This window comes from Clostridioides sp. LIBA-2809 (assembly GCF_056688965.1).
The window spans coordinates 1472595-1486101 of sequence record NZ_CP197004.1; the positions used below are offsets into that span (position 1 = coordinate 1472595).

Below are 13507 nucleotides of genomic sequence, written 5' to 3' on the forward strand. Positions count from 1 at the left end.
TTATACAATGGATAAAGGCGAATTAAAGCTTATTGAAGCTTTTTTCGCCTTGGAAATTGAGGAAGAAGTTGAAAAAATGAGACATGGATATGGAGTTTGTCCTTTGACAGGAGGTGATATATAGTGGGGAATGTAAGAGAAGAAGGCATAAATATGTATCTTACAGACAATTACACACCAAAAATGAATCAAATTATATCAGTAACTGATAATTTTAGGAGAGCAACTGTAGCTGTTTCACTTTCAACTAATGTAATGGCTAATAGTATAAATAATTCTGTTGGAAGTGCAAGTAGTAGAGTAAACAGTTTGAATGCTTCTTTAAGGAAAGTTGAAAATACTGCTAGTAGAGTAAGTTCTACTATAACAAAACTAAGTTCTAGTATGAATGTTGTTTCAGGAGTTAGTGGAAGTTTAATGAGACTAGCAGTAACTATATCTATGATTATTGATTATTTTAGTAAATTGATTCAAAAGAAAAATGAGTTGAACTCAAATCTTATAATTATATTAATATTTAAAGCTAAAAGTGATGAAATAGAAAAAACTAAAAATAAAGTACTTGGGATTTTAAAAAAGATTAGTGGAAAGGTATGGCAGATTGTAATAAAAGCAAAAGATGCAGCTAAGAGCAAGATCGGTGGAATCTTTGAAAGATTAAAACAAATGACTAAAAAACCTTGGAAAGGAACTGTTAATCTTAAAGATATGGCAAGTAGTGCTATAAGCAGAATTTTACCTAAGTTAATTTTATTTAAAAGTTCCCTTTGGAGAGGTGTAATAGCTATAAAAGATATGGCAAGTGGCATTATAAGTAAGATATTTCCTAAATTAAGATTGTTTGCAAGTAAGGTATGGACAGGAGCAATAGCTGTAAAGGATATGGCGAGTAGTATACTTGGTTCAATAAAAGGGAAGATATCAGATTTGACAAATGGAGCTACCATAGGTGTTGCTGTGAAAAAAGGTGTTGATTTAGTTGGTCAAGAGCAAAATCAGAAGGTTATTCTAGAAAGTGTAATGAAAAGAAATACTGGAAAAACTAGTAAAAAAGATGTTGATACTTACTATGATAGTCTATTAGGAATAGCAAAGGACACACCTTTCGACCCTAAAGATGTTGTTTCAATGGGAACTAAAGCTAAAATGATTAGTAATATTACTGGTGGAAAAAAAGAGGAAGATATAACTAAGGCTATGGTAAATGTTAGAGCTCTAAATATGGATACAAGTAGTGAACAAGATGTATCAGCGGCTTTCTTAAGTGCAGCAAAGGGAAATATGGAATCACTTAATACTTTAGTAGGAGAAAATTATAAAACTTTTGATGAAGCATTGAAAGGTATAAGCAAGAAACAAGAGGGATTAGCTAAAAAAATGAGTCAAACAATACCTGGTTTAATATCTAGTGCACAAACTAACATAGACACAGCTTTGAAAAATATGATAGAACCATTTGAACCAATTCTAAGAGCTGGGCTAAATAAAATTAATGATTTTATATTAAATGCATCAAATAAACTAGGTGATTTTTCTGGAAAAGTAGCTAATGTGATGAATGGGAATAAAGATATTGGTCCAACTTCTTTTGAGAATGAGTCTGCTAGAATGATTGGAAATGCTCCAAGAGCAATACTTAGTGCAGGACAAATGTTTACAGAGAACATTGATTTCTCATCAATATTAAACTCACTATTTCCAGTAGTGACAACTGTTAATAATTTATTAGACAGTATAAATAGTAAATCACCAATTGCACAAGGATTAATGAGTATTTTTGGCACAATAGTAACGACAGCATTTCAATTAATTGGGCCTGTAGTTGAGGCCGTTAGCCCAATAATTACAAGAATTTTTACTTTTTTGGGAGAACATGCTCCACAAATAAATTATTTTATAGAGACATTAGGTAATGTGTGGAAAACTGTTTGGGAGACTTTAGGACCAATTTTAGATGAAGTATGGAAGTTTTTAGAACCACTTTTAGACAGTTTTATTGATGCTCTTGAAAATTTATGCGATCTTATAAATAATATCTGTGATTTATGGAAAAAGATGGTGAAATTTATAAAAGAAAATCCAGTTACAGCTAATATAGGAGATTTTGTTGAGAAAAGAAGAGAGAATTATGAGAAGAATGGTATGGATAGTGGTTTGGCACATGATTCTGGTACAAATCCAACTCTTCCAAAATGGGCAAATAAATTTAATAATTTATTTAACAAAAATAAAAAAAATAACGCATTTGGATTGAACTATGTTCCTTATAATGATTATCAAACTAGACTTCATGAAGGGGAAATGGTTCTAACTAAACAAGAAGCAAATCAATACAGAAGTGGACAAAATGGTGGAAATATAAGTATAGCTAAATTAGCTGATACAATAGTAATTAGAGAAGAAGCTGATATTGAAAAAGTAACATCAAAATTAGTTGCAAGTATACAAATGGCACAACTAGGGGGTGTTTTATAATGGAAATGTGGCTTAGACAAGCTGAAGATAGATTTAGATTTCCAGTTATACCATCATCAATAAGCATAAATGGAAAAGCAACTATAAATTCATCAAATATACTTAAAGTTGGAGAAATAGCAACTTTTGGAGGCGTAGCTCTTAGAAGTATCAATATAGCTAGCTTTTTTCCAAATAAAGAATATTCTTTTTGTAATTACAAAGGATTTCCTTCTCCTTATGATTGTGTAAACAAAATTCAAAGATGGATGAATGAAGGTTTAATATTGAGGTTTACAGTTACAGAAACAAATATAAATATGGAAGTAATAATAGAGGGCTTTAGTTATGAAGAAAAAGATGGAACAAGAGATGTATACTTTTCATTAGATTTAAAAGAGTATAAAAGGTTACAAATACCTAGAGCAAATCCAAAAAAATAATATGATTGTTATAAAAAATTACTAAATAATCAAATAAAGAGGTAGGTGATTTTTTATTATAAAAATTTGGGTACACATAAAAAATGGTAATATATATGATATAAGTAATATAGTAGATGCTGTCTCTTGGTCTGGGGATTATAAATCTCCATCAAGAACATTAGAATTTTCTATAGTCCAATCAGCTTCTGATATTAACTTTCAACAAATTGATATACCAATAGCTAGCACAGTTTGCTTTTATGTGGATGAAAAAGAACTTTTTAGAGGTATGATAATTAATAGGTCCAAAGATTCAAGTAGTGTCAATATTAATTTTACTGCTAAAGATATGGGTTTTTTACTCTTACAAAGTGAAGTGTCATACAATTTTAAAGATAAGTTAGTAGAAGATATTGCAAAGCAAGTATTTACAGACAATAAACTTGCAATTGGAAATATACCAAAGACTAATGTAAAATACACTAAAATGTTTATATCAGTAAATGGATATGATACTATAATGAGTGCTTACACAGAGGCAAGTAAGACTACAAAGAAAAAGTATATGATAGAGGCTAGTCTTGATAAATTTAATGTTATTGAGAAAGGTGCTGTTACATTAAATGTTACTTTTGAAGAAGGATTCAATCTCATTAATACAACTTTTTCTGAAAGTATGGAAAACGTAAAGAATAAAGTATTGGTAGTTGATCAATATGGTAATAAAGTTAGTGAAAAAGTTAATGATTCGCTATTTAAAGAAGTAAATGTGATAATGCAAAAAGTCATACAACAACAAGAAAATAGTACAACAGATATAGAAAGTGAGTTTAAAGAGATTGAAAGAACTTGTTCTCTAAAGGGATATGGAGATACAAGTTGTATAACTGGTAGAGGTGTAAAGGTAAAAGATTCTTACACAAAATTAGTAGGATTATTTTATATAGATACAGATAAACATACATGGCAAAATGGAGATTATCAGATTGAACTAGAGCTTAATTTTCAAAATATAATGGACGAAAAATCTGTAGGACAAGATGAACAAAAAGAGACTATTGATGACAGTGGAGATGGTCTTATGAATGGTAATGAGGTTAAAGCTTTATTTACTGCATATTATCCTGCAAATAATTCTATGGAAGGTGGACTTTATGATGCACAAGGAAATAGACTCGATCCTAAAAAAAATACTTGTGCAGCACCAAAGAGCATAAAATTTGGAACAAAGATACAAGTAAAAGGAACAGGTACATCCAGGGATGGAAAAGTATATACTGTTACAGATAGAGGGGGAGCTATAAATATAAAAGATGGAGTGTATCATTTTGATATATTGATGGCTAGTAGTAAAGAATGTAATACTTGGGGTAAAAAAAATGGGAAAGCGGTTATAGGAGATGGAACTTATTCCATTAATTCGTCAGGAAAAGCTAAAGCAGTTATAGATGAGGCCATGAAGCATAAAGGAAAAGCTTATAAATGGGGAGCTACAGGACCAAATAGATTTGATTGTTCTGGACTTATGGTATATTGTTTTAATAAAGTAGGAGTTAAATTGCCAAGAACTTCTAAAGAACAATCTAGATATGGAAAAGATGTAGGTAAAAATAGTTTACAACCATCAGATTTGGTATTTTTTGGTGAAGAAGTGCATCATGTTGGTATGTATATTGGAAATGGGGAATTTATACATGCACCAAATACTGGAGATGTAGTAAAGATAAGTAAACTAAGTAAGAGAAAAGATTTTCATAATGCAAAACGTGTTTTGTAGGAAGGAGTGATATAGTGGCAAATCCAATCAATGAATTTATTGGAATAATGAGAGAAGAAGGGAAATTTCACAATGAACCTTCTTTTTTTATTGGTATAATAATAAATAAATTACCTGATTTAAAGGTATCGATGAACAATATAACTCTAGATAAAGATAATTTACTTATAGATAATTGGTTGTTTGATAGAGCTACAAAAAGTTTTACAACAACACAATATGATAACCATACTCATGAATTGAAGGAACCTCTTACTAATAAACTAGATAAGGGCGATACAGTTATCATGTTTAAAGTAGGAGAAAAATTTGCAATACTAAGTAAGTTGGTGAGTTTATAATGTCTAGCACAATATTTCCTTTTATAGGTGTTCCAGAAGACTATGAAATTCCTAAAAAAGAGGAATTAGGATTATTCCGTGAAGTAGCATGGGATTTTGAAAAAGATGAACCAATAGTAGAAAATGGAGATTTTAAGATTATTGAAGAAAATGAAGCTATAAAAGTTTGGGTATATAAGTGTATAAAAACAAATAAAAATGAACATGAAATTTACTCAAGTGATTATGGAACAGAATTGACTGATTTAATAGGCCAAAAGTATAGTAAAGGCCTTACAGAAAGTGAAGCATCTAGGTATATAAAAGAGGCTTTATTGATGAATCCATATATTTTACAGGTAGACGTAGTAAATACTAATTTTAAAAAAGATATATTGAGTGCATATATAAAAATATCCACTATCTATGGGGAGGTGGAAATAAATGTATAGTGACCAAACTTACAATGCAATAAAAGATAGGACCCTTAAAAATATAAATTTAGATGTGTATAAAGGAGAAGGCTCTTTTCTAAATGATATGATTTCTGGAAATACATTTGAACTTTCCAAAATGTATGTTGAACTTTCTAATATACACAAAATGGCTTTTATTGAAGATACTTATGACCAATTATTAGATAAAAGAGTTAATGAATTTGGTGTATATAGAAAATTAGGAACTGAAGCTATTGGAGAAGTAGAGTTTACAGGTGAGAATGGTGTAGAAATATCAAATGGAACAATTATATCCTATAAAGATTTATTATTTGTTGTAATAAAGGATGTTGTAATTGGTGGCGAAGAGGGAAATATAAGTCCAGTCCAAGCGCTAGAAATTGGAACTAGATATAATTTACCATCTGATTGTGAATTTAAGTTGAATGAGACCATATTTGGAATTGAAAAGATAACAAATATAAATAAATTTTCAGGTGGTACAGAAATTGAAACTGATGAAGAGCTGAGAGCAAGATTTTTTAGAGTACAAAAGAATCAAGCTACGAGTGGGAATAAAGCACACTATGAAGAATGGGCTTTAGAAGTTGATGGTGTATATAATGCAAAAGTATATCCAAGGTGGGATGGTGCAGGTACAGTTAAGGTTTTATTATTTGGTCAAAATAATCAAGCTGTTGAAGACGAAATAATAACTAAATGTAGAGAACATATTGAGGAAGAAATGCCAATAGGAGCTACACTAACAGTAACTACTCCAGTACCACTAGATATAAGTATAAGTGCATCTATGGAGTTAGAAAGTGGATACACTTTGGATATGGTAAAAAATAGTTTTATAGAAAGCATAAATCAATATTTTAGAAACATAACAAGAGAAATTGTATATACAAAGATTATGGGTATTCTAATAAGTACTTCTGGAGTACATGATTTAAGTAATTTACTTGTAAATAATTCAACAGATAATATAGTTATTGAAGACGACAAAATACCTAGTGTTACTACTTTAAATTTTAGTGAGGTGGAGGTTTAATGAAATTAATTGATAAACTGCCATCGTTTTATAAAAATTATACAGTTGAAGCAATACAAGATTCTTATGATAATGAATTATCTTCATTAAAAGAAAATATAGATGATACTATAAATCAAATGTTTGTTGATACATCCACATGGGGTCTTGATATGTGGGAGAATATACTATGTATTCAAAATAATGAAGATTTAAATTATGAGACTAGAAGAAGTAATATAAAAGCTAAAATGAGAAGTTTAGGAACCACTAAATTAAAGGTTATAAAAAATATTTGTGAAGCTTATACAAAGACTAATGTTGAAGTAAAAGTACTCAGCAATGAATTTATATTCATACTAGAATTTATAGTTAATAATTGTAGCTATAATTCCATTGTAGAGTTGGATAAAGTATTGGAAAATGTAAAGCCATGCCATCTAGAACATAAGTTTAAAATGATTTTGTTGAATAAGAATGAATTATTTTGTGGCACTGCTATAAATACAGGAGAAACTGTTACTGTATATCCATGGACACCATCAAATATAGAAATATTTGGAGAGATAACTATAACTACAGGCAATGATAGAAGTATGGAAAAAGTAATCTTATATCCTAAACAGGAGGCGATATAAATTGGCAGAACAAAAATACTATACACTTTTGACCAAAGCAGGTAAAGCATCTATTGCAAATGCAACTGCTCTCGGTAAAAAGGTAGATTTAGTGAAATTACAGCTTGGAGATGGCGGAGGAAGTGAGTATAATCCAACAGAGGAACAAACATCTCTTAAAAAAGTTGTTTGGGAAGGAAATATAAGCAATGTAAAAATAGATGATGAAAACTCTAATTGGATAGTTATAGAAACTGTAATACCAGGTAGTATTGGTGGGTTTATGATAAGAGAAGTTGGTATATTTGATTCAGAAGATAAGCTTATAGCTATATCTAAGTATCCAGAAACGTATAAACCAACTGCTGATTCTGGAAGTGTAAAAGATTTAATTATAAGAATTATCTTGGTAGTTTCTAATACTTCAAGTGTAAATTTGAAAGTTGATCCAACTGTTATTTTAGCAACTTTAAAAGATATACAAGAATTAGATAAAAAAATAGAAACAGCTAAAGTAAGTTTAGCAAGTGATATAGAAACAGCTAAAACAGAGTTAAATACTAAAATTGATGATACTAAGACAGAACTTACTAGTAAAATAGGAGATACAACTCTACTTAATACAACAAATAAAACAAGTCTTGTAAATGCAGTTAACGAGGTAAAGGAAGGTCTTGACAGCATAGAAACAACAGCAGAGAAGACAAGTTATGATAATACAGTAAGTAAACTTGCTGCCACAAATGTTCAAGGAGCTATAGATGAGTTATGTACTAGTGTAAATACGGCTAGAGTCAGTTTGATTAATGATATAAAAGATATGTTACCAATATAAATAATAGTACATTAATTGATATAAAAGACTATAAAAATAAAATAGCAACTAATATATAATCAATCAAATCAATAAAAAACTAAATGAAACTGTACAAATTAGAATTAAACAAATCAAAATTAAATAAAGTATTTGAAATAATATAATAATAAAAGTAAAAAAATAAACAAAACATAAAGAGGTAGCATTACGCTACCTCTTTTTTTATTAAATTATTGTCTATTAACTAAAATAGCTATTTTAGCATCTGGATTATAACTTATTTGAACCATTTGATTTTTCTTAATATGTTCAAGGTCTTCACCACCATAAGCTATTTGTAACTTAACTGGTAACTTACCTTGTTTTATAATAGCAACATACTCTTTTTTACCTTTTTTCTCTAAACTAATCAAATTGCCAACATAAGGTTTGAAGTTCTGATACTTTTTACTAGAATTTCTTATGTAGAAGAAAGCACCAACAGCAATAACTAAATTTATGCCAAGTGTAACCCAAGAATTAATTTTAAGCATAGCTCCAGCGATTATTATCACGAACATTAAAACGATAGGTAATATAGCTTTCTTAAGAAGCAATTTACCCATTATTTCATTAGCCTTTTTCTCAGGGCCACTCATAGTTTTTGATCTAGCAAATGATTGCGCGAATTTGTCTCTTAAGCCCATTTTATCCTCCTAATTTTAATAAATATTTAGTTATAATAACGAGATATTACTTGAAACTAAAAATTTACCACATTTATATTATGTTTGACTTTTGTATAAATAATTACATTCAAGTAAAGCAAAATATACTAATTATTTTATCATAAAACTATAAAAAAGAAAATAAATGAAATAAAAATATTAGAACTAAGAAATGATGTAAAATCGTATCAAAAGCAACATAAAAATTATTTATCTATTTTCTCATCCTTATTTTTATTATATTCAGTTTCTCTCAAATCTTTCTCTTTTTCATATTCATGAAGTTTTAATTCAATCATGCCTTCTATTTTGGCTTTATCATAGTCACTTAACTTTCTAAAGTTATTTAAAAGATTTATTTCATTAGAGTTTATGCTATTAAGTGGATAGTTTGAGGATGAATCGCAAATTAAATCTGGCTCTTGTGATGGATTATCTCCATTTAATAGCCAGTCTACTGAAACATTAAATATCTCAGCTATAGATTTTAATATTTCATAATTTGGTTTTCTAATATTTCTCTCAAATTTACTCAAGTTATCACAGCTTAACATTTCTTCTAATTCATATTGCTTAAGGTTTTTTGTTTTCCTTAAATAAACAATTCTTTCTCCTAAAGTATCCATAAACACTCTCCATTCAATTAATGTCAAAAAGACTTTCTAAAATGTAAATAGTTGCAAATTAAAGGTCAAAATGACATAAAAAATATTGACTTAAGGTCAAAATGACCTTATAATTAATTTAATGATACGAAATTACATCCTAATTTTAGCATAAAGTAATCAAAAAATCTTATTTAGTATCAAATAAATTTATGTACTTAATATTTGTACATATTAAAAAAATATACTAAAAAGAGGGAGGTGTATAAACTAAAAATAAAAGGAAGTATAAATAACTTAGAAAGGAAAGTTGATAAATGGAGGCTCAAAAAAAATGGATACCTTTTTTGGGAGTACAAGTCAAACAAAGGCTTATTGAATTAAATATGACTCAAAGGGAATTAGCGAAGAAAATAGGTGTCAATGAAAACTATTTGTCAGCTATTTTAAACGGAAGAAGAACGGGTAAAAAATACAAATCATCAATTTATCAATTGCTTAATATAGAATATTCAGAAGATGATTAATAAATGGTATATAAAGTAGGTGAATATTCTTATGTGTAAATTAGATTCAGATGTAGTGATGGAGTGCTGTAGAGCAATTGATGAATTTATTACAGCTCTCAATAGTGTACAAAGTTTAAATATGGAAAGATTGAATATATTAATTAAATACTCTAGTACATGTTCAAGTCTTCTTAAAGAGGGTAATTACAGAGGATGTACAATTGTATATAAAAAGATGTTGGAAGAATTAAAAACATGAATAGTACATTTCTTGGTAACATAAATAATACATAGAAATGTACAATATTTTTCAAAATACATAAACTAAAATATGGATAAGGCAATATAAATACTATAGATGTGTTTGAATTTAGAATATACTTGTTTTCAAATAGCTTAAATCCATATTTTAGTAGTTTGCTACAAAAAAAGAAGGTTAATAGATGGTGTAAAATCGTATCAAATTATGTATGTTTAAACCGTTTTATCTTTATTAGTATTAGAGGAATGCTTTTCTAAGTCTTTATATTCAGATATCTTAAGTTCAAGTATTCCTTCTATTTTTATTTTATCACGCTCATTTAGTTGTCTGTATAGATTTAATATCTTCATCTCATCATCAGTAACATGTAGGTAATCTTCCTTATTTTCTTTTACACTATTATTGGAGTTTACTTTTTCTTTACCATATAGAAGCCAGTCAGTCGTAACATCAAAATAATCAGCTATTGACATTAGTATATCGCAATTAGGTTTTCTATCTCCAGTTTCATACTTACCTAAATTTTCAAACTTTAAAATATTCATAAGTTTGCGCTGGGTAAGTTTTTTTGAATTTCTTAAATAAGCAATTCTTTTTCCTAAAGTATCCACAAAATACACTCCTTTCTTTTTATAATCAAGGTCAAAATGACATTTAAAATAAAGATATTAAAGTTTATATATGAAAAATTAACAAAATAAAGTCTAATTGACATTTTGCTTAAATTAATGTGCTCATACTATGATTTTAACATATTATAGTTGAAAATATATGCTTTATTTTGATTTGTATATATATTTCTATAGGTGTAGTTAGGTATGAAAGATGAAAGAGTTGTGAATAGAATTTATAAATATATTTTGATAAACTAAGTTCGTTTTTTAACTGATTATAAAAATGAAAAATATTAAAATAGAAATAGTATTATATTGTAGTTTATATTAATCAATTATAAAAAAATTAGGAATTTAACGTTTAAGACAAAACATTTAAGATATAAGATAAATTTACAATATAATACTATAACACTTTTTTATTTAGTTTTATTTTCTTTATAGAACAACAATATTATAAATGCAAGTAAATTTATACAGAATACTGTTATATACATCTGTTTAAATCCTGAATTTAGAGTAGACTGTAGTGTATTCTCTATTTTTGTTCTATTACTTTCTATAGAATTTATATAATCTAATTTTGATTTATCAAAAGCCTTTGGTATTTCAGTTTTTACTTCCTGTGTCTTTTCTAAAACTGACTGAAGTGATTTTTTTTGCTGCTCCATCGTATCAAGGCCTTTTTGCATGTCTTTCTTTTTATTTATAGAATCATTTAGTTTACTTTGAAGTTCCTTTTTTTGAGTTTCCATTGTTTTAAGTTTTTTATTCAATTGTTTCTTTTGAGTTTTACTTTTTTGTAGCTTTGTATTTAATTCAGTTCTTGCTTTTTTTAATTTCTGTATTTGTGCATTTAAACTTTCCTTTTTTTCATTTAAATTTGGTTTATTCTCACCAGAATCATTATTTTTATTTTCTGTAGAATCATTTTTATTATTGTCAGAATTAGAATCACTAGTATTATCTTGTTCTTGGTCATTTGAGTTATTTTCATTATTAGTAGGAGTGTTTTCTTGTGGTATAGTAGGTATTTTATTATATGCGATTGTCAATTCATTTATAGCTTTATCTTGCTTTACAAGACCTTGTTCCATTCCTTTTATACCTTTGTTGACACCATCAATACCTTTTTTTATACCATCTATTCCTTGATTAATACCAGCTCTAGCCTTTGTCATATTGTCAATACCAGTTTGAATTCCTTTAATACCACTATTTAGCTTATTTTCACCTTCCTCAATACCACCTATTCCGCTTTGTGTTCCATCTATTCCTTTTTGAACATTTGACTGTATTTTAGTAATTACAGATGGAACTTTTTCATCAAACATTGTTGTTGATATTTCCTTTGTGATATTAGTAATGTTAGTTGTATCTGCTGTCTGAACCTTATCCAATAAGTATTTTGGGAGTTTGCCACCTGTCATATCCATGTTGATATTTGATGTATCATTCATATTTGGGATAGAGACATCTTTTAAATTCTTTGCCATTTCAGGGTCTGACTTTAAATCATCTATCATATTCTCAAGTTCTTCAAGTTGAACTATTTTAGGTGTTGATGGCTTCCCAACTAAGTCCATAATATTATCTTGTACAGATAGTCCTGCATGTGCTATAAATCCAATCATTATAGCTGGAGAAATTGAAGTTCCAATTGAGCGTATCAAAGATAATGTTGCAAGTGCTGAATTAGATTCTTCTAATCTTGTATTTGATAACATCATATAGTTTAGAGGAGTTCCCATAGTAAATCCCATTCCTAATCCCATAAACATTAGGCTTATACATACACTAAATACTGTATTTGTTTTTAGTGCAATCAATACTAGATAAAGAGACCCTATCATAGATACAGAAAATCCTAATAATAGTATTTTCTTTGCACCAAACTTATCAATAAGTCTCCCACTTAAAGGAGCAGCAACACCTGCAAATAATCCTAATATAGCGACAAAATATCCACCAGAACCAGCATTTATTTTTAATGCATTTTCAGCATATTGTGGAACAAATACCATACCCATCATTCCAATACCAACAGTCAAAGATAATATAAGAACTATTAGTATTCGTGGGTTTAAAAAATATTCAAAGTTTAAAATAGGGTCTTTAGCTTTATTTTCAATAAATATAAAAATAGGTATAAGTATAATAAATGCCAATAAGTAAGGGTAAACTGATATATCTTGTATAGAGTTTGTAAAGTTAAAAAAGTCTATATTCATAAGACCATACAATAACGATACAATTATACATATCAACATTAATGTACCTAGTTTATCTATTTTTTCTGTAGATGCAGACTTATTATTTTTAATGCACATAATTCCACCAATAAGTATGATTAAACAAATCGGAAGGTTTACAAAAAATAGCCACTTCCAATTTTGAGTTCCAAATATACTTAGAATTGTGCTACCAATACTTGAACCTAAAATATTGGCAATACCATACGTTGCTCCAACTAAACCTAAAGCCATACCTCTTTTATTCTCTGGGAAGGTAGTTCCAAACTCTGCTGTAGCAATAGGCATAATTCCGCCACCACCAATTGCCTGAATAACACGACCAATTAGTAAAATATTGAAATTGGAAAATAGTGATGATAATCCACATATTAATGAACCACTACCAAATAGAAATATGCTAACCAAATACACATATTTTCTTCCTATTTTATCTGCTAACTTTCCAGAAATAGGAATTACAGATGCATATGTTAATGTATATATGGTAATCATCCAAATTCCTGTCTTTTCATTTACTCCAAGACTATTTTGTATAATAGTTCTTGCAGGGGACACTATTCCTGTATCAATAGCTCCCATAAATATACCTAAAAGATAAAGTGTAAGTACTAAAAATATTTTTGGATTACTATCCTTATTCTGAATACTAGTATTAGAATTCAAGGCAAACAC

14 protein-coding genes are annotated in these 13507 nt (G+C 28.4%); 10 read left to right on the plus strand and 4 right to left on the minus strand.

What is annotated here, in order from left to right; all coding sequences use genetic code 11:
* Positions 1–123 precede the first annotated feature (123 nt).
* From ACTG44_RS07090 to ACTG44_RS07125, 8 genes are all read left to right on the plus strand, one after another.
* Positions 124–2475 (plus strand): hypothetical protein, encoded by a 2352-nt coding sequence (locus tag ACTG44_RS07090; protein WP_479921503.1) that lies wholly within the window; start codon positions 124–126, stop codon positions 2473–2475.
* On the plus strand, positions 2475–2897 hold the full coding sequence (locus ACTG44_RS07095) for a hypothetical protein (protein ID WP_223152542.1): 423 nt from the start codon (positions 2475–2477) through the stop codon (positions 2895–2897). Before ACTG44_RS07090 ends, ACTG44_RS07095 begins: the two co-directional genes overlap by 1 nt.
* Before the next feature lie 109 nt (positions 2898–3006).
* The gene (locus ACTG44_RS07100) at positions 3007–4656 is read left to right on the plus strand and encodes a C40 family peptidase (RefSeq protein WP_479921693.1); all 1650 of its coding nucleotides are present in this window, start codon (positions 3007–3009) and stop codon (positions 4654–4656) included.
* 14 nt (positions 4657–4670) lie between these two features.
* Positions 4671–4997: a DUF2577 family protein gene (locus tag ACTG44_RS07105; protein ID WP_479921504.1), complete on the plus strand. Its 327-nt coding sequence runs from the start codon at positions 4671–4673 to the stop codon at positions 4995–4997.
* Positions 4997–5428, plus strand: coding sequence for a DUF2634 domain-containing protein (locus ACTG44_RS07110; RefSeq protein ID WP_021384098.1), 432 nt, complete (start codon positions 4997–4999; stop codon positions 5426–5428). Before ACTG44_RS07105 ends, ACTG44_RS07110 begins: the two co-directional genes overlap by 1 nt.
* Entirely contained in the window at positions 5421–6470 is a 1050-nt protein-coding gene (locus ACTG44_RS07115; protein WP_021384077.1) for a baseplate J/gp47 family protein, read from the plus strand. Before ACTG44_RS07110 ends, ACTG44_RS07115 begins: the two co-directional genes overlap by 8 nt.
* The gene (locus ACTG44_RS07120; RefSeq protein ID WP_479920056.1) at positions 6470–7087 is read left to right on the plus strand and encodes a putative phage tail protein; all 618 of its coding nucleotides are present in this window, start codon (positions 6470–6472) and stop codon (positions 7085–7087) included. Before ACTG44_RS07115 ends, ACTG44_RS07120 begins: the two co-directional genes overlap by 1 nt.
* 1 nt (position 7088) lies before the next feature.
* The gene (locus ACTG44_RS07125; RefSeq protein WP_479921505.1) at positions 7089–7901 is read left to right on the plus strand and encodes a phage tail protein; all 813 of its coding nucleotides are present in this window, start codon (positions 7089–7091) and stop codon (positions 7899–7901) included.
* A 212-nt stretch (positions 7902–8113) separates the two neighbouring features.
* Here the strand turns inward: ACTG44_RS07125 and ACTG44_RS07130 are convergent, their stop codons facing one another.
* Entirely contained in the window at positions 8114–8569 is a 456-nt protein-coding gene (locus ACTG44_RS07130; RefSeq protein ID WP_021384080.1) for a hypothetical protein, read from the minus strand.
* Positions 8570–8796: 227 nt separating this feature from the next.
* Entirely contained in the window at positions 8797–9216 is a 420-nt protein-coding gene (locus ACTG44_RS07135) for a helix-turn-helix domain-containing protein (RefSeq protein ID WP_021384112.1), read from the minus strand.
* Between the two features lie 296 nt (positions 9217–9512).
* Between ACTG44_RS07135 and ACTG44_RS07140 the strand changes: the two genes are divergently transcribed.
* Together ACTG44_RS07140 and ACTG44_RS07145 are read left to right on the plus strand one after the other, a co-directional pair.
* Entirely contained in the window at positions 9513–9722 is a 210-nt protein-coding gene (locus ACTG44_RS07140) for a helix-turn-helix transcriptional regulator (protein WP_021384075.1), read from the plus strand.
* A gap of 31 nt (positions 9723–9753) precedes the next feature.
* On the plus strand, positions 9754–9963 hold the full coding sequence (locus ACTG44_RS07145; RefSeq protein WP_479918450.1) for a hypothetical protein: 210 nt from the start codon (positions 9754–9756) through the stop codon (positions 9961–9963).
* 215 nt (positions 9964–10178) lie between these two features.
* Here the strand turns inward: ACTG44_RS07145 and ACTG44_RS07150 are convergent, their stop codons facing one another.
* The gene (locus ACTG44_RS07150) at positions 10179–10586 is read right to left on the minus strand and encodes a helix-turn-helix domain-containing protein (protein ID WP_479921506.1); all 408 of its coding nucleotides are present in this window, start codon (positions 10584–10586) and stop codon (positions 10179–10181) included.
* Positions 10587–10999: 413 nt separating this feature from the next.
* Positions 11000–13507 carry an MFS transporter gene (locus ACTG44_RS07155; RefSeq protein WP_479921694.1) on the minus strand — a complete coding sequence of 836 codons (2508 nt, stop codon included), beginning with the start codon at positions 13505–13507 and terminating at the stop codon, positions 11000–11002.